We start from the raw sequence: 21,146 nt of genomic DNA, 5'->3' as shown, positions 1-21,146 counted from the left end.
GGTGACCAAGTACGACGTCTGCCTGTCGTTCGCCGGCGAGGACCGCACCTACGTCGACGAGGTGGCCCGCCACCTCAAGGAGCTGGGCGTCAAGGTCTTCTACGACGACGACGAGCAGGTCGACCTGTGGGGCAAGAACCTCACCGAGTACCTCGACGAGGTCTACCGCAAGGAGTCCCGCTTCTGCGTCATGTTCGTCTCGCGGAACTACGCGGCGAAGATGTGGACGAAGCACGAGCGCCAGAGCGCGTTCGACCGGGCCATGACCCAGGACGACGAGTACGTGCTGCCGGTGCGGTTCGACGACACGGAGCTGCCCGGTCTGCGCACGGGTGTCGGCTACCTCGACGCCGCCAGGGTCACCCCCCGGCGGCTCGCCGAGATGGTGGCGAGGAAGCTCGGCACCGCCACCCCGCCGCAGCGGGCGGAGGGCTGGGAGTACGCCCTGTTCGCGGACACCGTGCGCGCGGGTCTGCGCGGGTTGCAGAGCAAGCGGGTCGACCACGACATGGCGTTCGCGAGGAACGTCCGCACGTTCACCACGGACACCGAGGCGCTCGACTACTTCGCGGCCCGCACGCGCGCGTTCGACAACATCATCAACGCCATCGCCGAGGTCCTGTCCCCGCAGCGGCAGCTGCTGGCGTTCGGAGCGAACGGCCACAGGGGCGACGAGGAGAAGATCACCCGGCTGGCCACGATGTTCGTCGAGGTCTACGACAACCTGCTGACCTGGGCCGCCGAGCTGCGCGGCACCGCCACGCCGGAGAAGTTCCGCCCGCTCTACGCCGCCACCGCGCGGCTCGCCGACCAGCCGCTGGCGCAGATCGACGAGTTCGTGCGCCGGTTCGCGGACGCGCGCGGGTCCGGTGAGCTGCGGCTGACCATCGACTACGACCCGGCCGAGGTCGAGGCAGAGCTCACAAAGGTCCAGACCAACTAGCCCGGCGGCACGTAGAGTCGCGGCGTGACGATCCGCGCCGCTCTCTTCGACTTCTCCGGCACGCTCTTCCGGCTCGAGCACCCCGGGCTGGAGTCCAACGGCGACCTGATGCGGGCGCTCACCGCACCGGTCGGGATCGCCGACGGCGTGGACCCCGAGCTGGCCGACGCCTGGTTCCGCCGCGACCTCGACCCCGAGGTCCACCGCTGGGTCCACGTGAAGGTGTTGCGTGACGCGCTCGTGCCGGACGCCGAGGCGTTCTACGAGCAGCTCATCTCGCCCGAGTCGTGGCGGCCCTACCCGGACGTGAAGGCGACGCTGGAGTACCTGGCCGACGTGCCGGTCGCGGTCGTCAGCAACATCGGGTGGGACATCCGGTCCGTGTTCGAGCTGCACGGGCTGACGCACCTGGTGGACGAGTTCGTGCTCTCCTACGAGGAGGGCGTGGTCAAGCCGGACCCGAAGATCTTCACCACCGCCTGCGAACGGCTCGGCGTCGCGCCGGCGAACGCCGTGATGGTCGGCGACAGCGCTGAGGCGGACGGCGGAGCGGAAGCCGTCGGTTGCTCCTTCCGGCTCGTCAATCCGGTTCCGACGAGTGACCGGCCCACTGCGCTCCTGGATGTGGCCCGTACCATTCCCGTGTGAGCCTCCACATCTACGACAGCGCGAGCCGGAGCATGCGGGAGTTCCACCCGCAGGTCAACGGAACGGCGTCGATCTACGTGTGTGGGGCGACCGTGCAGGGCGTCCCGCACATCGGGCACGTCCGCAGCGGCCTGAACTTCGACGTGCTGCGGCGCTGGCTGGGGCGTGACGGCGCCGACGTCACGCTGGTCCGCAACGTCACCGACATCGACGACAAGATCCTCACCAAGGCCGCGGCGAACGACCGGCCCTGGTGGGAGTGGGCGTACACGCACGAGCTCGCGTTCGAGAGCGCCTACGACGCGCTGGGCTGCCTGCCGCCGTCGTACGCGCCGCGCGCGACCGGGCACGTGACGCAGATGGTCGACCTGATGCAGCGGCTGATCGACAAGAACCACGCCTACGACGTCGACGGCGACGTCTACTTCGACGTGCGCTCGTTCCCCGAGTACGGCGCGCTGTCCGGGCGCAAGATCGACGACCAGCAGCAGGGCGAGACCGAGGTCCGCGGCAAGCGCGACCCGCGCGACTTCACGCTGTGGAAGGCCGCGAAGCCCGGTGAGCCGTCCTGGCCGACGCCGTGGGGCAACGGCAGGCCCGGCTGGCACCTCGAGTGCTCCGCGATGGCCACGACGTACCTGGGCAGCACCTTCGACGTCCACGGCGGCGGGCTGGACCTGATCTTCCCGCACCACGAGAACGAGCAGGCGCAGTCGCGCGCGGCCGGTGACGGCTTCGCGAACTACTGGATGCACAACGCCTGGGTGACGATGTCGGGCGAGAAGATGTCGAAGTCGCTCGGCAACGTGGTGTCGATCCCGGAGATGCTGAAGCTCGTCAGCGCGGCCGAGCTGCGCTACTACCTGGTCGGCCCGCACTACCGGTCGAACATCGAGTACTCCGGGGACGCGCTGCAGGACGCGGTGGCCGGGTACCGGCGCGTCGAGTCGTTCCTGCGCCGCGCGGTGGAGAGGCTCGGTCCGATCGACCTCGCGGGTCCCATGTGCCCCGACTTCGTGGCGGCCATGGACAACGACCTGGGCACCCCGCAGGCGCTCGCCGCGCTGCACAACAAGGTGCGCCAGGGCAACACCGCGCTCGCCGACGGCGACGACACCACGGCCCGCGAGGCCGCCGAGTGCGTCCGCCGGATGGCCGACATCCTCGGCGTCGACCCGTTGTCGCCGAAGTGGAACAACGCGTCGTCCGCCGACACCGGCATGCGGCAGGCGTTGACCACGCTGGTGGATCGACTGCTCGTCGAGCGCCAGGAAGCCCGCAAGACCAGGGACTTCGCGCGCGCTGACGCGTTGCGCGAGCAGCTGGACGAGGCGGGCATCGCCGTCGAGGACACCCCCGACGGTCCGCAGTGGACTTTGAAGGACGACTGACTTCCGTGGCTGGCAACTCCAAGCGCAAGGGCGCGATGCGCAATCCGGGCTCGAAGAAGGGCGCGGTCGTCGGTTCCGGCGGGCAGAAGTCCAAGGGGCTGCAGGGCAAGGGTCCGACCCCGAAGGCGACGGACCGCCCGAACCACCCCGCCTACAAGCGGGCCAAGGCGGTCGCGAAGAGCGACGCGGTGAAGACGCAGCGCCGCCAGAAGACCGAGAAGGCCCAGGCCGAGACCGTGGCCGGCCGCAACCCCGTCGTGGAGTGCCTGCGTGCGGGCACGCCCGCGACGGCGCTGTACGTGGCGCTGGGCATCGACGCGGACGACCGCGTGGCCGAGGCCGTGCGCCTGGCCGCCGACCGGGGCATCTCCGTGCTGGAGGTGGCCCGCGGTGAGCTCGACCGGATCACCGGTGGCGCGATGCACCAGGGCCTCGGCCTGCAGGTGCCGCCGTTCGAGTACGCCACGCCGAACGAGCTGCTGGAGCAGGCGCAGCGCTCCACCCAGCCGCCGTTGCTGGTGGCGCTGGACGGTGTGACGGACCCGCGGAACCTGGGTGCGGTCGTGCGGTCCGCGGCGGCGTTCGGTGCCCACGGCGTGGTGCTGCCGCAGCGGCGCAGCGCGTCGATGACCGCGGTTGCCTGGCGCACCAGCGCGGGCACGGCGGCGAAGCTGCCGATCGCGATGGCCACCAACCTGACGCGCACCCTGCGTGACTGGGCTGAGGCCGGTCTGATGATCGTCGGGCTCGACGCGGACGGCGACGTGGACGTCGACGGCCTCGAACTGGCGACCGGTCCACTGGTGGTCGTCGTGGGTTCGGAGGGCCGCGGTCTCGGGCGTCTGGTGAAGGAGACCTGCGACCAGACGGTGTCCATTCCGATGGCCACGGGTGTGGAGTCGCTGAACGCCTCCGTCGCCGCCGGAGTGGTGCTCGCGGAAGTGGCGCGCCGTCGCCGGGTCGCGGCCAAGGGCTGACGCAAGTCCCTGCCACGCCACGAAAAGACGGCTCGGCAGTCGACGTCAATGATCATTTTCCCGCTCGCGGACCCACGCCGGACCGCGAGCGGGAAAACGTTCTCGTTTAACTGTTGCCAGCCACTTGCGGGTGACCGCGATGACAATCGGCGTGGCCTATTACGCGGGTACTCCCGAGCGCGGGTACCTTCGCATCTGTTCCTTTGTTGCCGCACCCGCCGGGAGTCGGCGGACGACGGTTGGAGCTGATTGCACCGGTTGGCCGAGCCGGTGAGGACCGATTGGCACCACGCGACACGTTGCGTGACCATTTGGGCTCCAACCAGGCGAATCCGAGGTCAACTGTGAAGAAGATCAGGCCTGCGTTTCGCTATTGTAACTACTTTAGGTAACTGGCCTGCTCCGTTTAGGTACACACTGTGGTAGGACAGACGTTGAACGGTCAGGCAGCTTCTACCGTGATTGTCGATAGGAATTGATTACCACCGGCGGGGGCGACGTGACTCGGCGTAGAACGAATCAGGACGAGCTGATTCGCCACGGCCGGGCCGCGACGCGCCGAGGACACGCATGACGACCCGAGGCGCGCTCCGCGAGCTCGTGGGTTTGCGTGAGTTCCGCGCCATGTGGATCGGCTCCACCGCTTCGACCGCCGGTGACCAACTCGCCGCGGTCGCATTGTCGCTGCTCGTGTTCGAACGAACACAATCCGCAGCGTGGACCGCGCTCACCTGGTCGTTGACGCTCTTCCCGCCGCTGATTTCGGGTCCCTTGCTCGGCTGGGTCGCCGACCGGTTCCCGCGACGCACGGTAATGGTGACGACGGCCTGGATGCAGGCCGTGCTCATGGCCGCGATGGCGATTCCCGGCATGCCGCTGTGGGCGATGATCGTGCTGCTGGTCGTGGTGCTGGCGATTTCTTCGCCGTACCTGGCGGCCCAGGAGGCGAGCCTCCCGCACGTGCTGCCGGCCAAGCGCTACGACGACGGTGTGGCGCTCTTCGGCACGTCCGTGGACATCGCTCAGATGGCCGGGCTCGCCGCCGCCGGTTTCCTCGTCGCCCACACGAACCCCGGCATCGCGCTGGCGATCAACGCCGTGACGTTCGCCGCCCTGGCGATCCTGGTGCAGGTGTCGGTCGAGCACCGCCCTGCCGCGGACCCGCTGGGACGCAAGAAGAAGGACGACGAAGAGCCGCGCGGCGTGCTCACGTTGATGGTGACGGAGCCGCGGCTGAGGACCCTGCTGGGCGTCCGGCTGCTGGCGGGGCTCGCGATGGTCCCGGAGGGCCTGGCGGTGCCGCTGGCGGCGAGCCTGGACGCGGTGTGGGCGGTGGGCCTGATCCTCGCGATCGAGCCGGCCGCGAACGTGCTCGGCGTGGCGTTGCTGTTCCGCATCGTGCGGGACCCGGCCAAGCGGGAACGCCTGATCGGTCCGCTCGCGATCCTGTCGCTGGCGCCGTTGATCATGTTCGCGTTCAACCCGAACCTGACGTGGACGATCGTTTTGTTGGTCATCGCCGGTATAGGCGGGGCTTATCACACACCCGCTCGTTCGGCGTGGATGCGACTACTTCCCGACCAGTACCGCGGAAGGGCCTATGGCATTGGGCGCGCGGCACTGCGTTCGAGCCAGGGCGGCGGAATGGCACTGGCCGGTGTCGTCGCCCATTCGGTCGGTTCGATCACAGCAACGATCGCGGGCGCGGGGGGCATCGGGTTGCTGCTGGCGACACAGGCCACCTTCGCCTGGCGCCGGGCGCGGCGTCGCGCGGACAGCAAGACGGTGGCAATCTGAAACAGAACGGTCACCAATAGCGATATCCCGATCGAGGAGGCACCTCAAACGCGGAGGTTCCGGGCGAAGCATTGAGGAGGGTGGTGTTCAGAAGTCACGGTTGCTCATGGCAGGACACCTCCTCGTTGCGACGAGCAGCAGCGCGGTGGTCTACGACCGGGTCAGCAGCGGCTTGCTCATGATGTGTCATGAGCGTAGGGGGTCGTGGTGAAGAACAGTTTGACTGATCGCGGGCGATCGCGGGCACTCGGCTTGACTCCGATTCGCAACTGGGACCTTTGGACCGTTGCGCCCAGCGCGATCGCGTACTTCTTCGTGCTCGAAGCCGCGGTCACCGGCGCCGCCATCTGGCTGCTGACGAATCTCACCCCGGTCGCCACCACGGACTGGCTGCGCTTCGGCGCGCTGATCGCCGCGATCACGATCCACCTGACGATCGTCCGCAGAGCCGAGGAGGCCCGCCGCAACGAGGCCTCCGGTCCCCACATCGACCTGACATCGGTCTGGACCTTCGCAGCCGCGGTCGCCCTGCCCGGTGGCCTCGCGGTGGTCGCCACGATCTGGATGCGCATCCTGATCCAGCCGATCGCCCGCCGCCAGCCGTACCGCTTCGTCTTCGGCACCGCCTCCATGCTGGCCTCCACCCTGCTGTCGTGGGCGCTCGTGCACCTCTCGGGTGTCTCGCTGGCCGCGACCGGAAACGTGCCCACCGACCTCGGCCTGGTCCTGGTCCTCGCGATAGCCGCCCTCGTGTACTGGTTCGTCCAGGTGATGACCGTGGCGGTCGCGTTCAAGATCGTGACCCCGAACTCGAAGGTCTTCGAGTTCCTCGGCTCCCGCGTCGACAACATGCTGGAGATGAGCACGCTCGGCGCGGGCGCGATGCTCGGCATGCTCATGACCTCCCACTGGGTCGGCCCCCTGCTGCTGGTGGTCCCCGTGATCTTGGTGAACGCACTGTTGTCCCGGGCGGCTGAGCGCCGCACGCATCTCGAACGACTCCTGCGCGAACAGGAACAGCTCCACCAACGCCTCGCCGCCGACGCGCACACCGACTACCGCACGGGCCTGCTGAACACGAACGGCCTCGCCGAGTACGCCGGCCGCCTCGCCGAACGCTGCCGCCTCGACGGCGTCCCGATGACCGTCCTCGTCATCGACCTCGACCACTTCAAGCGCATCAACGACACCTGGGGCCACCCCGCGGGCAACGCGGTCCTGGCCGAGGTCGGCCGCATCCTGCGCGAAAAGCTCCGCCCCGGCGACGTGGCCGGCCGCGACGGCGGCGAGGAGTTCGTCGTGGCCCTGAAGGACACCCCGGTCGCCCAGGGCGTGACGATCGCCGAACGCATCCGCGAGGCCATCGGCCGTCTCGCCGTCCCGACCACCGACAAGCACCGCAACGTGGTGACCCTCTACGGCCGCGAGATCCAGCCCTCGGAACCCGACGGCGACTCGCTGCGCGCCATCTCCGCGTCCATCGGCGTGGCCGTCATCCCGGACAACGGCCCGGACATGGCGACCGCGCAGCACTCCGCGGACGCCGCCCTGTACAAGGCCAAGGAGAACGGGCGCAACCAGGTCCGGGTGGCCGGGCTGGACATTCCGCCGCGGTTGATGCCGGCTCCTCGGGCGGACGACGTCACGAAGCCCATCACGTCACGGTCGGCCTGAGCCGCGTTCGGGCTGGGTCGCCGCTTCGCCGGGTGCCTGCGCGCTCCGGGCGAGGCACGGTCCGAGCACACCACGGTCCGAGCAACCACGGTCTGGGCCGAGACCGCCTGAGCTCGGGGCAGCCGTCATGCCCGTGGCGTCTCACACCCATGGCGCCTCGTGCCCAGTGGCACGCCCTCACGCCCGCGACCCCATGCCCGCGACCTCATGCCCACGGCCCCGGACCGCGCGACCCGATCACCCTTGCCCTGCCCGCCGAACCCTCAGCACTCGCTGATTCTCGTTCCCATGAGAACCCCACGTTCCCCTGCCGCCTCCCCCGCGCTTCCTTCCTCACGGGGCGAAGACGACCATGCTTTCCGGACATCTACCAGACGACGATCGAGGCAAATCCGGACAGGATTCACCCGTCCGAGCGACAGCCCGCGGCCTGTCACGCAGCCCGCGAAGCCCCGGTCCGCACAGCCCCGATCCCACGACAGACCAGGTAGATCACGAAGCTCACCGCCGTGACGAGCGCCGACACCGGCAGCCCGGGTTGCAGCGACAGCAGGATTCCGCCCACCGCGGCGACCTCGGCGAACACGACGGACAGCACGATCGCCCGCACCGGTGACGCGGTCAGCCGCATGGCCGCCGCGGCGGGGGTGATCATGAGGGCCAGCACCAGCAGAGCGCCCACGACCTGCACCGACAGCGCCGTCGCGACGCCTATGAGCACCGCGAACACGATCGACAGGCCGCGGACCGGCACGCCGCGTGCGACGGCCACGTCGGGGTCGACCGAAGCGAAGAACAGGGGGCGGTAGATCACCGCCAGCACGGCGAGGACGGCTGCGGAGGAGATGACCAGCAGTTGCAGGTCGGTCGAGTCGACGCCGACGATCTGGCCCACCAGCAGGCCGAACTTGTTCGACGAACGTCCTTTGTAGAGGGCCAGCATGAGGATGCCCATGCCGAGGCCGAAGGCGAGGATCGCGCCGATCACCGAGTCGCGGTCGCTCTCGCGGCGGGACAGCACGCCGAGGAGCACTGCGGCGATGATCGAGCCGGCCAGTGCGCCGTAGCCGACGCCGACGCCGAGCAGCAGAGCGGCCGCGCCGCCGGTGAAGGCGAGTTCGGAGGTGCCGTGGACGGCGAAGGCCATCTTGCGGGTCACGATGAACGGGCCCAGTGCGCCCGCGACCAGGCCGAGGACCGCGGCGGCGATCAGGGCGGTCTGCACGAAGTCCAGGGCGAGGAGGTCGAAGAAGGTCACGACGCGGCTCCCGCCGACGAACGGGTGGAGGACGAGGAGGCGGTCACGACGCGGCCCCCGCCGACAGGTGGTGGGTCTGTTCCTCGCAGGCGCCGGCGCCGACGACCAGGATCTGGTCGCGCACGCGCACGACCTCGACCGGTGTGCGGTACAGCTCGGACAGGGTCGCGGAGGTCATGACCTCTTCCGGGGTGCCGATGCGGAAGCGGCCGCCGACCAGGTACAGGACCCGGTCCACGAGTGGCAGGACCGGGTTCAGCTCGTGCGTCACGAAGAGGACGGCGGTGGCGGCTTCGCGGCGGCGTTTGTCGATCAGCTCGCTCACCACGCGCTGGTTGGCGAGGTCGAGTGAGAGGAGTGGCTCGTCGCAGAGCATCACGGTGGGGTCGCCGACGAGGGCTTGGGCGACGCGCAGGCGTTGTTGTTCGCCGCCGGACAGCAGGCCGATCGGGGAGTCGGCGTAGCGGGTGGCGCCCACGGACTCGATGGCCGCGTCGACGCGGATGCGGCGGGCGGCGCGACCTCGTACGCCCAGGCCCCAGCGGTAGCCGTCGAGGCCCAGGCCGACGAGGTCGCGGCCGCGCAGCGTCATGGACTGGTCGAGCGCTCGCTGCTGCGGGATGTAGCCGATGGCGCGGTTGCCGCCGTTGACCTCGACCGTGCCCGAGGACAGCGGTTGCAGGCCCAGCAGCACGCGCATCAGGCTCGTCTTGCCGGAGCCGTTCGGGCCGAGCACCGCGAGGAACTCACCGGGTTCGACGTCGAGGTCGAGGGAGTCCCACAGCACTCTGTCCCCGTAGGACAGCCGGGCGCCGCGCAGCGAGATCGCGGTCATGCCTTGAGCGCCTGCGAAAGGGCGTCCACCTGCTTGCTCATCCAGTCAAGGTAGCCGGTCGTTCCCGCGGGCAACGTCTCGGTGACCTCGACGACGGGCACTCCGGCCGCCTTGGCCTTCTCGACGAGCTGCTTGGTGACGTTGTTCTCGGTCTGGGTGTTGTTGACCAGCACGTTGACCTTCTTGCCCTCGACCAGCTGGTTCATCTCGGCCAGCGCGGCGGCGGGGACGTCGGACTCCTCCTCGACGGCCTTGCTGAACGCCTCGGGGGTCGCGTCCTCGGCGCCGGCCTCGTCGAGCAGGTAGTGGGCGATCGGTTCGGTGGCGGCGACCTTCTTGCCGGCGCCGACGCCCGTGACCTTCTTCTCCAGGTCCTCCAGCGCGGCGGTGAACTTCTGGGTGTTGCTCTCGAACGTCGCCTTCTTGTCCGGTGCGAGCGCGCTCAGCTCGTTCGCCGCGGCCTCGGCCACGGCCTGGACGGTGTGCAGGTCGTACCAGACGTGCTCGTTCTCGCCGTGCTCGTGGCCGTGGTCGTCCGCGGCGGGCGCCTCGGAGGTCGTGGTGGCGGTGGAGGTGGCCGGCTCCTCGGCGTGGCTGTGCTCGCGCAGCGGGAACGCCTCGACCTTCTTGGTGGCGTCGCTGGTGATCAGCTTCGCGAAGAAGTCGTCGTAGCCGCCGCCGTTGAACACGACGAGCTTGGCGTCCTTGACCAGTGCGGCGTCGGCGGGCTTGCTCTCGTAGGAGTGCGGGTCGGCGCCGGGGTCCTCCAGCAGCGCCTTGACCTCGACCGCGTCACCACCGACGGCGGCGACGACGCTGCCCCAGACGTTGGTGGAGGTGACCACCTTGATCTTGCCGTTGTCCGCGGCCGGCGTGGTCGTGCCGCAGGCTGCCAGGCTCACGACGGCGAGAGTGCCGACCAGAGCGTTGCGGAGAGTCATCACGCCGTCCCTCGATCAGGTAATGGAAACCGTTGTCGAGTTCAGCTTACGACATGAAAAAGCCCCCGGCGGTCACGCCGGGGGCCTTCGCGTGTGACTCACGCCTCCAGGCGCTCGCCCGTCTCGGGGTGGAACAGGTGGATCTCGCTGTGGTCGCGCACGGCGACCTTGACGTGCTGGCCCAGGGTGGGCGGCGTGCGGCCGTCGACGCGGACGACGAAGCGCTGCGACGAGTCGCCGATCTTCACGGCGCCGTGCACGAGCGCGTCGGCGCCGAGCTCCTCGACCAGCTCGACGGTCATCTCCATGCCCTCCTCGCCCGACGGCACGATGCCGAGGGCCTCGGGGCGGATGCCGAAGGTGACCTCGTCCAGGCCACCGGCGGCGGCGATCGCGTCACGCGAGAGCGGCACGATGACGCCGTCGAGCTTCGCGCCCTCGGACGTGATCGGCACGGTCTTGAGGTTCATGGCCGGCGAGCCGATGAAGCCCGCGACGAACGCGTTGGCCGGGCGGTCGTACAGCGCGCGCGGGGTGTCGCACTGCTGCAGCAGGCCGTCCTTGAGCACGGCGACGCGGTGACCCATCGTCATGGCCTCGACCTGGTCGTGCGTGACGTAGATCGTGGTGGTGCCGAGGCGCTGCTGGAGGGCGGCGATGTTGGCGCGGGTCTCGACGCGGAGCTTGGCGTCCAGGTTGGACAGCGGCTCGTCCATGAGGAACACGGAGGGCTCGCGGACGATGGCGCGGCCCATGGCGACGCGCTGGCGCTGACCACCGGAGAGCGCCTTCGGCTTGCGCTCCAGGTACTTGGTGAGGTCGAGCATCTTGGCGGCCTCTTCGACCTTCGCCTTGATCTCGGTCTTGTTGACGCCGCGGAGCTTGAGCGCGAAGCCCATGTTCTCGGCGACGGTCATGTGCGGGTAGAGCGCGTAGGACTGGAACACCATGGCGATGTCGCGGCCCTTCGGCGGGACGTTGGTGACGTCCTTGCCGCCGATGTGGATGGCGCCCTCGTCGATGTCCTCGAGGCCGGCGAGCATGCGCAGCGCCGTCGACTTGCCGGAACCGGACGGGCCGACGAGCACCAGGAACTCGCCGTCAGCGACCTCGAGCGACAGCTCGTCGACCGCGCGCACCGGCGGGTTGCCGGAGAACACCCTCGACGCCTTGACGTAGGACACCTCTGCCATGTGACGCACCTTTCACCGCTTGTCTGGGCGCGACGTTATGCATTGCAAGCGCTTACGGGAATGGCCGTAAGCGCTTGCGTTGCGCGAGTTCGCAACGCAAGCGCTTACGTCCGACAGCATGGATGAGCGCGCTCTCACGCGCCGCCCGCGGTCAGCCCTTCACGGCACCGGACGCGAGCCCGGTCACCAGGAACCGCTGCACCAGGTAGAACACGACGATCGCCGGGATGGCGACCAGGATGGACGCGGCCGCGAGGTGGCCCCACTCGGTGCGGTTCTGCTGCACGAACACCTGCAACCCGACGGCCAGGGTCTTCGACTCGTCCGCCGCCGACAGGAACGCCGACGCGAACGCCACCTCGCCCCACGCCGTGAGGAACGCGTAGAACGACGTCACCGCGAGGCCCGGCTTGGCCAGCGGCATGATCAGCCGCCAGAACACGCCGAACGGCGACAGGCCGTCCACGCGGCCGGCCTCGTCGATGTCGGCGGGGACCGTGTCGAAGTAGCCCTTGAGCATGTACGTGCAGAACGGCACCGCGGTGGTGCAGTAAACGAGCACCAGGCCGATGGTGGAACCGTTGAGCCCCAACGCGATCAGGATGTTGTAGAGCGGCACGATCAGGACCGCGAACGGGAACATCTGCACCAGCAGGAACGACATCATCAGGCCGCGCTTGCCGGGGAACCGGAAGCGCGAGGCCGCGTAGCCGGCGGTGGCCGAGATGAACACGCCGAGCACGGTGGTCAGCAGTGCGATCACCACGGAGTTGCCGAACCAGGCGAGGAAGTCGCCCTTCTCGCCGGCCAGCACGCGGCTGTAGTTGTCGAACGAGGACTCGTTCCACAGCTTCGGCGTCGGTTCGACGGCGCGGGCGTCGGGCTTCAACGAGGTGACGAACACCCAGAAGATCGGGAACACCGAGATGACCGACGCGGTGATCAGCGTGGCGTGCAACAGGATCGAGGACCCGGCGGAGCGGTCCGACCGGCTCAGGCGGCGTTCGGGGGCCTTGACCACCTGGAGGGACGAAGCATCGAGCGTCACGTCACCACACCTCGCCCTGCTTGCGCAGTGCCCGCCGGTAGACGGCGGCGAACACCAACAACACCGAAAGGATCAGCACGCCGTAGGTCGACGCGATGGCGTAGTCGCGGGACGCGCCGGAGAAGAAGCGCTCGAACGCGTAGGTCACCAGGATGCGGGTGTTCGGGTTGGGGCCCGCCACCAGGTAGATCACCGGGAACATGTTGAACGTCCAGATGATGCCGAGCAGGACCACCGTGGACGACACCGAGCGCAGGCCGGGCAGGGTCACGTGGCGGAAGCGCTGCCACGGCGTCGCGCCGTCCATCTCCGCCGCCTCGTAGAGGTCGCCGGGGATCGACTGCAGGCCGCCCAGGAGCGCCACCATCATGAACGGCGTGCCCAGCCAGACGTTGACCATGATCACGGACACGAGGGCCCAGTCGGACTGGCCGAGCCAGACCGGGTCGGGCAGGCCGACGGCGCGCAGGACCTGGTTGATGATCCCGTACTGCGCGTTGAACATGTACTTCCAGGCGAACGCGCTGATGAACGCGGGCACGGCCCACGGCAGGATCAGCAGCACGCGGTAGAGCGAGCGGCCCTTCACCTGGCGGTTGAGCAGCATCGCCAGGCCCAGGCCGATGGTGTAGTGGAAGAACACGCAGGCGAACGTCCAGATCAGCGTGCGGACCAGCGTGCCCCAGAAGGCGCCGTAGGAGTCGCCGCCGGACAGGACGTTGAGGTAGTTCTTGAAGCCCACCACGTCGTAGGACGCGGCCCGGTCCAGGACCGGGTTGGCGATGTTGCCCTCGTTGATGTTCGTGAAGGTGAAGAACACGCCCTGCGCGAGCGGGTAGAGCACCAACACCGCGATGACCACCACGACCGGCAGCACCATCGCATACGCGTACCAGTACCGGTCCAGGAACCGACGCACCGATCTCCTCCGAACCCCAGGCGGACGGCCGGGGCGGCAGGCCCCGGCCGTCCAACACCAATCAGCCGATCGAGTACTCGGTGACGACCTGCTCCTTGTACGCCTTGGCGACGTCGTCGAGAGCGGCCTTCGGCTCCTTCTTGCCGGCGAGGACGTCGGCGTAGGCGATCTTCAGCGGGTCGAACAGCTGGCCGCCCTCGGGGATCCAGGCGCGCTCGTGCGCGACCTTGGTGACCGGCTCGAACGCGGAGACGACGGCGTTGGCCTTGACGTCGGCGTTCTGGTAGGCCGACTTGCGGGTCGGCAGCAGGCCCAGCTCCTTGGCGATGGCGGCCTGCGACTCGGCCGACGCCATGCACTGGACGAACTTGATCGACGACTGCTTCGCCTTGGTGCCCTGGCGGATCGTGTAGTCGTGGCCGCCGACCGGTGCGCTGCCCTTGCCCGCGGTCGGGCCGGGGACCGGCGCGATGCCGAGGTTGGCCGGGTCGGTGAACGCGGTGCCCTTGAGGTAGTCGGCCACCGCCCACGGGCCGTTGATCACCATGGCGGCGTCGCCGCTGGAGAACGCGGCCTGCATCGTGGTGTAGGAGTTGCCGGCGTCGAGCGAGGTGAACGCGGCCTTCGAGTCGAGCAGGCCCTTCGCGGTCTGCAGCGCCTTCACGTTCTTCTCGGAGTTGACCACGATCTTCTTCGCGGAGGCGTCGACCAGGTCACCGCCCTCGCCGTAGATGAACGGCAGCGCGTAGTACGCGTCGTTGTTGAGGAAGAACGCCTTCTCGCCGCCCAGCTTGGCGGCCGCTGCCTTGAGCTCGTCCCACGTCTTCGGCGGTTCGACGCCCGCGTCGGCGAGCTTCTTCTTGTTGTAGAGCAGCGCGAGGGAGTCGGTCACCTGCGGCACCGCGTAGGTCTTGCCCTCGAACTTCGTGGAGCCCAGCGGGGCCTCCAGGAAGTCGCCGGTGTCCTTCGCGAGGTCGGTGTCGGAGAGGTCGGCGACGTAGCCCAGCTTGGCGAGCTGCGGCACCCAGGCGACCTCGGCGCGGAAGACGTCGGGGCCCTGGCCGCCCTGGGCTGCGGTCTTGTAGTTCGCGAGCGCCGTGTCGAACGCCTGCGTCTCGACCTTGACCTTGTAGCCGCCCTTCGAGGCGCAGTCGTTCGCGATCTTGGCGAACGCGGGGCTCTCGTTGGGGCCACTGGTGTCCCAGAACGTCACTTCGCCCGAGTCGGATCCGCTGTTGCTGCTCGATCCGCCGCTTCCGCAGGCGGTGAGCACGAGGGCGACACCCGTCGCCATGGCGGTCACGAGGGTTGTCCGTCGCATCGTTGCTGCCGTTCCCTCCAGCTGGGGCCTCGACTCCGAGCGAGACGAGGTGTTGCAAGGTTTTGCGAGAATGTTGCGGGCGATTTCACTACCCGAACCATGGTCAGGTCAAGACGTCGACCGTAACCAAGCCGTAACGGCCCCGTCCCGTGAACCGTCATTGCAAAATTTTTCTGGACACGGCAGGCTTGCGCCGACCCAAGCTGAGCAGGGAGGCAACGTGTCCGGACTGTCCGAGATCGCCAGGGCAGCCGGGGTGTCCATCTCGACCGTCAGCCGAGTGCTGAACCGGCGGGCGGGCGTCAACGACGAGACCCGCCAGCGGGTGCTGTCGGTGCTCGCGGAGATGCCGTACACCCCGCGCGGACTCGGCGCGTTGCAGCGCACGGGCGTGATCGGCCTGCTGGTGCCGGAGCTGTCGAACCCGGTGTTCCCGGCGTTCGCGGAGGCGCTGGAGACCCGCGCCGCCCGGCTGGGCTACTCCTCGCTGCTGTGCAACACCCGCAGCGGCGCGCCGATGGGCGAGGAGGAGTACGTCCGGATGCTGCTCGCCCGCGGGGTCGAGGGCATGGTGTTCGTGTCACCGGAGATCACCAACGTCGAGGTCCCGCTCGGGCAGGCCCCGCGGCCGAGCTACTACGCGAAGCTGCTGGCCGACGGCGTGCACATGGTGTTCCTGAACGGCGCCACGCCCGCGCTGGACGTGCCCGACGTGACGGTGGACGAGCAGATGGCCGGTTACCTGGCCACCAAGCACCTGATCGACCTCGGGCACGAGCGGATCGGGTTCGTGTCGGGGCCGGCGCGGTCGCTGCCGTCACGGCTCAAGCGCGCCGGGTGGGCCGCCGCCCTGGAGGAGAACCACCTGCCGGCGGGCTCGGAGTACGTGGCGCACGGGCCGTTCAGCGCCGAGGGCGGTGGCGAGGCGGTGGCGCAGCTGCTCGACACGGTGGCGCCGACCGCGGTGATCTGCTCGTCGGACCACATGGCGCTGGGCGTCATGCGCGAGGCACACCAGCGGGGGATCGCGGTACCCGATCGGCTGTCCGTCGTCGGGTTCGACGACATCCCGCTGGCTGCCTACTCCTCGCCCGCTTTGACGACGCTGGCGCAGCCGATCGAGGAGATGGCGGCGGCCGCGATCGACGAGCTCGTGCAGCGCCTGGACCCGGATCGGCGCAGGCAGGGCAACGACAACTACACGCGCGTGTTCCGGCCGCGGCTGGTCGTGCGGGAGTCGTCAGCGGCCCCGAGGTGAGACACCCGGCGGGGGATATTGGTCTGGACCAAATTCTGAACAAGCCAGATGGGACGACCAGCGCGGATGCGTCATTTGAGGGACGCCGGTCACCCTGACTTCACGAATTGGTTCTGAACCGTTACGGTCCTTTCATGGCGCGGTCTATGCATGTGCGACGTCCTGCGACGCTGGCCTCCCTGGCCGCTGAGCTGGGCGTTTCCCGGACAACGGTGTCCAACGCGTACAACCGTCCCGACCAGCTCTCCCCCGAGCTGCGTCGCCGGGTGTTGGACACGGCCCGAAGGCTGGGTTACCCCGGCCCGGATCCTGTGGCGCGCTCGTTGCGCACCCGCAAGGCAGGGGCGGTGGGCCTGCTGCTCACCGAGAACCTCTCCTACGCCTTCCGCGACCCCGCGGCGATCGGCTTCCTCGAAGGCCTCGCGCTGGCGTGCGAGGACGCGGGCACGGGCCTTCTGCTGGTGCCCGCCAACCCCGAACGCGAGGACGTCGCGTCCGTCCACCGCGCCGGCGTCGACGGCTTCGTCGTCTACTCGGTGCCCGACGACGACCCGCACCTCGCGGCCGTGCTGGAGCGGCCGGTGCCCACGGTGGTCTGCGACCAGCCCGACCTCGGCACCGTCGACCGCGTCGGCATCGACGACCGCGGGGCGATGTACGAGCTCGCGCAGCACCTGATTTCGTTGGGGCACCGCAGGATCGGCGTCGTGTGCATGCGCCTGGCCCGCGACCGCAACGACGGGTTCGTGACGCCGGACCGCCAGCACGCCGCGCACTTCCACGTGCAGCGCAACCGCCTCTCCGGTCTCGCCGAGGCGTTCAGCGAGGCCGGTGTCGACTGGTCGCAGGTGCCGGTGGTCGAGCGGTTCGACCACAACCCCTCGTCCGGTGCCTCCGGTGCCGCCCAGGTGCTCGACCGGGACCCGCAGGTCACGGCGTTGATCTGCACCTCGGACGTGCTGGCGCTGGGTGCCATGACCGAGGCGGCCCGGCGCGGGCTGCGGGTGCCGCACGACCTCACGGTCACCGGGTTCGACGGGATTCGCGGGGCCGAGGAGGCCGGGCTGACGACCGTGCGCCAGCCGGTGCTGGAGAAGGGGCGGGCGGCGGGCAAGCTGCTGCTCGACGCCAACGAGCGGTCCCGGCCGCGGTCGGTGAACCTCGCGACCGAGCTGATGATCGGCAACACGTCGGGCCCGCCGCGGGGCGGGGCGGAGGAGCGCTGGTTCGGCCCGTGAGCCGGGCCTAGTTCCCCAGCCGGAACACGGTGGGCTGGCTGGCCTTCCCGGCCAGCTTCGCCACCAGCAGGTAGTCGCCGGCGCCCAGCCGGGTGTGCGGTCCGCACCCCGGCTGCGAGGTCGAGGCGGCCCACTTCGTGCCGAAGTTGAACACCTCCTTCGGTGCCAGCACCCGCACCTCCCTGCCCGTCGCGGCGAGGCAGTGGTTGCTCGACCACAGCACCGTGTGCCCGTCGGCGGTCAGCACGGTCAGCTCGCGGTGCTCGCGGCCGATGTCCTTGATGCACGGCGCCGGACCGTTGTTGACCACGTCCATCGACAGTTCCGGCTGGTCACCGCCGCTGTAGACCGGCTTGTCGACCTTCGCGACCACCACGACCGCGTCGTCGGGACACGGCTGCGGCGGGCCGGGCGGCGGAGGCGGCGCGGCTGTTGGGGTGCTCACCGCGGGCGGCGGGGTCGTCGAGGAGGACGCCGCACCGGCCTCCGACATCGTCGGCGGTGGCGTGGAGGCCGAGGCGGCCGCGGCGTTGGTGGGCTGAGCCGGCTGGTCGGGGCCGGAGCCGAAGAGGCCGACGATCCAGATCACGAGCAGCAGCGTGACCAGCGCCGCGCCGATCGCGGCGATGCGGCGGCGCCAGTACACCGAGGACGAAAGTGGTGCGGTGGGCTCGATCACGGCCCGAACGTAGCGGGGTGACGTGGAATCCAGGCGTAGGCGAGCGTCGCTCGATCCGGTGAACGTGATATTGCCGGAAAGCCCTTGTGAACGCGCGCTCGCTGAAGTTCCATCGAGCGGGGGTCCGCCGGTAGGCCATGGAGGGTAGTCATGACCGCGATCGACGAACTGCTCAAGCGGAACTACGAGCTCGGGAACGTGGTTCCCGGAGACCGTTCCTCCGCGCGGCCGTCCCTGCAGGTGGCGATCCTGACCTGCATGGACTCGCGCATCCGCGTGTTCGAGATCTTCGGGTTGAAGCAGGGCGAGGCGCACGTGCTGCGCAACGCGGGCGGCGTCGTCACCGACGACATGATCCGCTCGCTGGCGCTGAGCCAGCGCAAGCTCGGCACGCGTGAGGTGCTGCTGGTGCACCACACGAACTGCGGCCTCGAGATGGTCACCGAGGACGACTTCAAGGACGAGCTGGAGTCCGACACCGGCCTGCGGCCGACCTGGGCCGTGGAGGCGTTCAAGGTCGTCGAGCAGAGCGTGCGCGGGTCGATGGCCCGCCTGCGGCGCAGCCCGTTCATCCCGCACACCGACAAGGTCCGCGGGTTCGTCTACGACGTGCACACCGGTGAGCTGCGCGAGGTCGACGCCGCGGAGACCGCCGCCGCCTGACCCCACCGCCGCCTGATCTCGTGTCACGCGGGAGTCCCGCGTTTCCCTGAGGGGGAACGTGGGACTCCCGCGTGCCGTCCAGGGGAATGCGGGACTCCCGCGTGCCGTCCAGGGGAATGCGGGACTCCCGCGTGCCGTCCAGGGGAATGCGGGACTCCCGCGTGCCCTCCAGGGGAACGCGGGGCCCCCGCGTGACATCCAGTGGCACGCGGGGAGCCTTCGTGCACCACGAGAGTACGAAAGCTCCCCGCGTGCGTTTGCGACAATGGCGAGCGATGAATCACGAGTTGCTGCTGGGCTGGTGGGACACCGCCGCCCGCGACCTGCCGTGGCGCCGTCCGGACTGCACCGCCTGGGGTGTGCTGATCAGCGAGATCATGCTGCAGCAGACGCCGGTGAGCCGCGTGGAACCGATCTGGCACGAGTGGCTGGCGAAGTGGCCGGTCCCGAGTGCGATGGCCGCGTCGTCGCAGGGCGAGGTGCTGCGGATGTGGGGCAAGCTCGGCTACCCGAGGCGCGCGCTGCGGTTGCACGAGGCGGCCACGGCCATCGCGCGCGACCACGGCGACGTGGTGCCGTCGGACATCGAGACGCTGGAGTCGTTGCCGGGCATCGGCAGCTACACGGCCCGTGCGGTGGCGACGTTCGCGTACGGGCAGAAGTGCGCCGTCGTGGACACGAACGTCCGCCGGGTCGTCGCGCGCGCTGTGCACGGTGCCGGTGACGCGGGTCCGCCGTCGACCAAGCGAGACCTGCGGGACGTCGAGGCGATCCTGCCCGAGGACCGGGACGACGCCGCCGTGTTCAGCGCCGCCCTGATGGAACTCGGCGCGTTGATCTGCACGGCGAAGAACCAGAAGTGCGCCGACTGCCCGCTGTACGCGGAGTGCGCGTGGCAGCTGGCCGGGCGGCCCGCCTACGCCGGGCCGGAGAAGAAGGTGCAGAAGTTCGCCGGCACCGACCGGCAGGTGCGGGGCAAGCTGCTCGACGTGCTGCGCGGCGCACCCGGCCCGGTGCCCAAGATCCAGCTCGACCTCGTCTGGAACGACGTCACGCAGCGGGAGAAGTGCCTGGTCTCGCTGCTGGACGACGGCCTGGTCGAGCAGACCCGCGACGGCCTGTTCGCGCTGCCGGGAGAGCACTGATGCACGCGCTGGTGGCGTTCTTCGACGACGACGCGGACAAGAAGGTTCGCGACCTGCAACGACGCATCGGCGTAACACCCGGCTTCCCACCGCACCTCACTTACGCGGCGGCGACGACCATCGGCCAGAAGGTGCGCAAGGAGCTGCGCGAGGACCTCGAACGGCTCTGGCTGCCGGACCTGTGGCTGCACCACCTGGGCACGTTCGCCGCGGTCGACAACGTGCTGATGCTCGCCGCCGTCGTCGACGCCGAGCTGCTGGCCGTCCACTCGGCGATCCACGACGTGCTGGCCGGCAACGTGAAGAACCCCAGCGCCTACTACCTGCCGGGCAACTGGGTCCCCCACTGCACGCTCGTGCACGGTGTCGGCGAAGCGGCGATCCGGGCGGCGTTCGCCGAGGTGTTCCCGGTCGAGCCGATCCGCGCGAAGGTCCGCGAGGTGTCGGTCGTGGACACTCAGACCGGTGAGGTCGACGTGCTCAAGAAGGCCTCCACGGCACCGCGGTAGACCCACGGAGCGGTGGCGTGCACCAGGTGCCCTGCTTCGGGGACGTGGAGGTACTGCCCGCCGCACGACCGCGCCGCCGCCGCCATCTGCCCTGGCAGCTGCCCGCCCTGACCCGCCTCGATGACGAGCGACGGGCAGCGGACGGCCGCGATCTGGTCCCAGTACGCCCGCGTGCCCCACTCGGCGGCGATCTCGTAGAGGTCGTCCATCGCCGCGATCAGGTGCCAGCCGTCCTCGCGTTCCTCGAAGTACTCGGCGAACACCGGCGCGCCGAAGAACGACGTCACGTGCGCGAGCGACTGGAACGGCACCGGCCAGGCGTCGAAGAACCACTTCCACTCGTCGATCGTGCGGCCCCTGTTGTCCGGGGCGAAGTCCTCGACCACAATCGCGCTGACCAGGTCAGGACGGGCCGCCGCGAGACACCACGCGTGCAGCCCGCCCATGGAGTGCCCGATCACGACGGCGGGTGCGAGACCGAGCCGCTCGATCGCCGCCGCGGCGTCGGCGACGAAGTCCTCGGTGCGGTAGGGGCCCCGCTGCGGGTTTCGGCCGTGCCCCCGCGCGTCGATCCCGACCACGCGGCCGTGCGGTGTGAGCCACTGCGCGACCGGCCACCAGGCCGTGGCCCTGCTCATCAGGCCGTGCAACAGCAGGACGCCCCGCCCCGTTCCGCCGAACTCCACCACCGACACAGGGATGATTAACG

General features: G+C 69.4%; 20 protein-coding genes. 11 read left to right on the top strand and 9 right to left on the bottom strand.

The features are described 5' to 3' along the window. Window position 1: 1 nt before the first annotated feature. The 6 genes from ACZ7CH_RS15860 (at window position 2) to ACZ7CH_RS15835 (ending at window position 7,430) form a co-directional block, all read left to right on the top strand. On the top strand, window positions 2-943 hold the full coding sequence (locus ACZ7CH_RS15860) for a toll/interleukin-1 receptor domain-containing protein (protein WP_470374231.1): 942 nt from the start codon (window positions 2-4) through the stop codon (window positions 941-943). Window positions 944-967: 24 nt separating this feature from the next. After that, entirely contained in the window at window positions 968-1,591 is a 624-nt protein-coding gene (locus tag ACZ7CH_RS15855) for an HAD family hydrolase (protein ID WP_470374230.1), read from the top strand. Further along, window positions 1,588-2,982 (top strand): cysteine--tRNA ligase, encoded by a 1,395-nt coding sequence (cysS, locus tag ACZ7CH_RS15850; RefSeq protein WP_470374229.1) that lies wholly within the window; start codon window positions 1,588-1,590, stop codon window positions 2,980-2,982. The genes ACZ7CH_RS15855 and cysS overlap by 4 nt, the downstream gene beginning before the upstream one ends. A 5-nt stretch (window positions 2,983-2,987) precedes the next feature. Next, the gene (gene rlmB / locus ACZ7CH_RS15845) at window positions 2,988-3,959 is read left to right on the top strand and encodes a 23S rRNA (guanosine(2251)-2'-O)-methyltransferase RlmB (protein WP_360385290.1); all 972 of its coding nucleotides are present in this window, start codon (window positions 2,988-2,990) and stop codon (window positions 3,957-3,959) included. A gap of 570 nt (window positions 3,960-4,529) precedes the next feature. Beyond that, window positions 4,530-5,756: an MFS transporter gene (locus ACZ7CH_RS15840; protein WP_360385288.1), complete on the top strand. Its 1,227-nt coding sequence runs from the start codon at window positions 4,530-4,532 to the stop codon at window positions 5,754-5,756. A 252-nt stretch (window positions 5,757-6,008) separates the two neighbouring features. Continuing rightward, entirely contained in the window at window positions 6,009-7,430 is a 1,422-nt protein-coding gene (locus ACZ7CH_RS15835) for a GGDEF domain-containing protein (RefSeq protein WP_360385286.1), read from the top strand. Window positions 7,431-7,863: 433 nt separating this feature from the next. On the opposite strand, the gene ACZ7CH_RS15830 is transcribed toward ACZ7CH_RS15835, so the two are convergent. The 7 genes from ACZ7CH_RS15830 to ACZ7CH_RS15800 all read right to left on the bottom strand — a co-directional run bounded on the left by ACZ7CH_RS15830 (window position 7,864) and on the right by ACZ7CH_RS15800 (window position 14,945). Further along, on the bottom strand, window positions 7,864-8,688 hold the full coding sequence (locus tag ACZ7CH_RS15830; protein ID WP_360385284.1) for a metal ABC transporter permease: 825 nt from the start codon (window positions 8,686-8,688) through the stop codon (window positions 7,864-7,866). A gap of 43 nt (window positions 8,689-8,731) precedes the next feature. Then, on the bottom strand, window positions 8,732-9,523 hold the full coding sequence (locus ACZ7CH_RS15825; protein WP_360385282.1) for a metal ABC transporter ATP-binding protein: 792 nt from the start codon (window positions 9,521-9,523) through the stop codon (window positions 8,732-8,734). Next, on the bottom strand, window positions 9,520-10,464 hold the full coding sequence (locus ACZ7CH_RS15820) for a metal ABC transporter solute-binding protein, Zn/Mn family (protein WP_360385280.1): 945 nt from the start codon (window positions 10,462-10,464) through the stop codon (window positions 9,520-9,522). Before ACZ7CH_RS15820 ends, ACZ7CH_RS15825 begins: the two co-directional genes overlap by 4 nt. Window positions 10,465-10,562: 98 nt before the next feature. Continuing rightward, complete coding sequence (locus tag ACZ7CH_RS15815) at window positions 10,563-11,657, bottom strand: ABC transporter ATP-binding protein (protein WP_470374228.1); 1,095 nt, start codon at window positions 11,655-11,657, stop codon at window positions 10,563-10,565. A 151-nt stretch (window positions 11,658-11,808) separates the two neighbouring features. Beyond that, the gene (locus ACZ7CH_RS15810; RefSeq protein ID WP_360385276.1) at window positions 11,809-12,705 is read right to left on the bottom strand and encodes a sugar ABC transporter permease; all 897 of its coding nucleotides are present in this window, start codon (window positions 12,703-12,705) and stop codon (window positions 11,809-11,811) included. 1 nt (window position 12,706) lies between these two features. Continuing rightward, entirely contained in the window at window positions 12,707-13,624 is a 918-nt protein-coding gene (locus tag ACZ7CH_RS15805) for a carbohydrate ABC transporter permease (protein ID WP_470374227.1), read from the bottom strand. Window positions 13,625-13,685: 61 nt separating this feature from the next. Next, window positions 13,686-14,945: an extracellular solute-binding protein gene (locus ACZ7CH_RS15800; protein ID WP_360385274.1), complete on the bottom strand. Its 1,260-nt coding sequence runs from the start codon at window positions 14,943-14,945 to the stop codon at window positions 13,686-13,688. A gap of 220 nt (window positions 14,946-15,165) precedes the next feature. On the opposite strand from ACZ7CH_RS15800, the gene ACZ7CH_RS15795 reads away from it, so the two are divergent. Beyond that, the gene (locus ACZ7CH_RS15795) at window positions 15,166-16,203 is read left to right on the top strand and encodes a LacI family DNA-binding transcriptional regulator (RefSeq protein ID WP_360385272.1); all 1,038 of its coding nucleotides are present in this window, start codon (window positions 15,166-15,168) and stop codon (window positions 16,201-16,203) included. Between the two features lie 134 nt (window positions 16,204-16,337). Beyond that, entirely contained in the window at window positions 16,338-17,441 is a 1,104-nt protein-coding gene (locus tag ACZ7CH_RS15790; RefSeq protein ID WP_360385270.1) for a LacI family DNA-binding transcriptional regulator, read from the top strand. A gap of 7 nt (window positions 17,442-17,448) precedes the next feature. On the opposite strand, the gene ACZ7CH_RS15785 is transcribed toward ACZ7CH_RS15790, so the two are convergent. Beyond that, window positions 17,449-18,120, bottom strand: a complete 672-nt coding sequence (locus ACZ7CH_RS15785) for a hypothetical protein (RefSeq protein WP_360385268.1) — start codon at window positions 18,118-18,120, stop codon at window positions 17,449-17,451. 150 nt (window positions 18,121-18,270) lie between these two features. On the opposite strand from ACZ7CH_RS15785, the gene ACZ7CH_RS15780 reads away from it, so the two are divergent. The 3 genes from ACZ7CH_RS15780 to ACZ7CH_RS15770 all read left to right on the top strand — a co-directional run bounded on the left by ACZ7CH_RS15780 (window position 18,271) and on the right by ACZ7CH_RS15770 (window position 20,437). After that, a complete protein-coding gene (locus ACZ7CH_RS15780) occupies window positions 18,271-18,783 on the top strand; it encodes a beta-class carbonic anhydrase (protein ID WP_458429621.1) in 513 nt (170 codons plus the stop codon). Between the two features lie 275 nt (window positions 18,784-19,058). Then, the gene (locus ACZ7CH_RS15775; RefSeq protein WP_360385264.1) at window positions 19,059-19,928 is read left to right on the top strand and encodes an A/G-specific adenine glycosylase; all 870 of its coding nucleotides are present in this window, start codon (window positions 19,059-19,061) and stop codon (window positions 19,926-19,928) included. Next, window positions 19,928-20,437, top strand: coding sequence for a 2'-5' RNA ligase family protein (locus ACZ7CH_RS15770; protein WP_458429623.1), 510 nt, complete (start codon window positions 19,928-19,930; stop codon window positions 20,435-20,437). Before ACZ7CH_RS15775 ends, ACZ7CH_RS15770 begins: the two co-directional genes overlap by 1 nt. On the opposite strand, the gene ACZ7CH_RS15765 is transcribed toward ACZ7CH_RS15770, so the two are convergent. Further along, entirely contained in the window at window positions 20,386-21,132 is a 747-nt protein-coding gene (locus ACZ7CH_RS15765; protein WP_470374226.1) for an alpha/beta fold hydrolase, read from the bottom strand. The genes ACZ7CH_RS15770 and ACZ7CH_RS15765 overlap by 52 nt on opposite strands. Window positions 21,133-21,146 lie beyond the last annotated feature (14 nt).

This window comes from Lentzea sp. NPDC037011, assembly GCF_055607425.1.
Note: the sequence above shows the minus strand (reverse complement) of the source record. Positions and strands in the feature narration are given on the sequence as shown.

Bases quoted from the DNA above. Each gene is read 5' to 3' on its own strand.
- ACZ7CH_RS15775 (WP_360385264.1), top strand. From the start codon at position 19,059: ATGAATCACGAGTTGCTGCTGGGCTGGTGGGACACCGCCGCCCGCGAC.
- ACZ7CH_RS15815 (WP_470374228.1), bottom strand. From the start codon at position 11,657: ATGGCAGAGGTGTCCTACGTCAAGGCGTCGAGGGTGTTCTCCGGCAAC.
- ACZ7CH_RS15840 (WP_360385288.1), top strand. From the start codon at position 4,530: ATGACGACCCGAGGCGCGCTCCGCGAGCTCGTGGGTTTGCGTGAGTTC.
- ACZ7CH_RS15825 (WP_360385282.1), bottom strand. From the start codon at position 9,523: ATGACCGCGATCTCGCTGCGCGGCGCCCGGCTGTCCTACGGGGACAGA.
- ACZ7CH_RS15820 (WP_360385280.1), bottom strand. From the start codon at position 10,464: ATGACTCTCCGCAACGCTCTGGTCGGCACTCTCGCCGTCGTGAGCCTG.
- ACZ7CH_RS15800 (WP_360385274.1), bottom strand. From the start codon at position 14,945: ATGCGACGGACAACCCTCGTGACCGCCATGGCGACGGGTGTCGCCCTC.
- ACZ7CH_RS15780 (WP_458429621.1), top strand. From the start codon at position 18,271: ATGACCGCGATCGACGAACTGCTCAAGCGGAACTACGAGCTCGGGAAC.
- ACZ7CH_RS15770 (WP_458429623.1), top strand. From the start codon at position 19,928: ATGCACGCGCTGGTGGCGTTCTTCGACGACGACGCGGACAAGAAGGTT.
- ACZ7CH_RS15790 (WP_360385270.1), top strand. From the start codon at position 16,338: ATGGCGCGGTCTATGCATGTGCGACGTCCTGCGACGCTGGCCTCCCTG.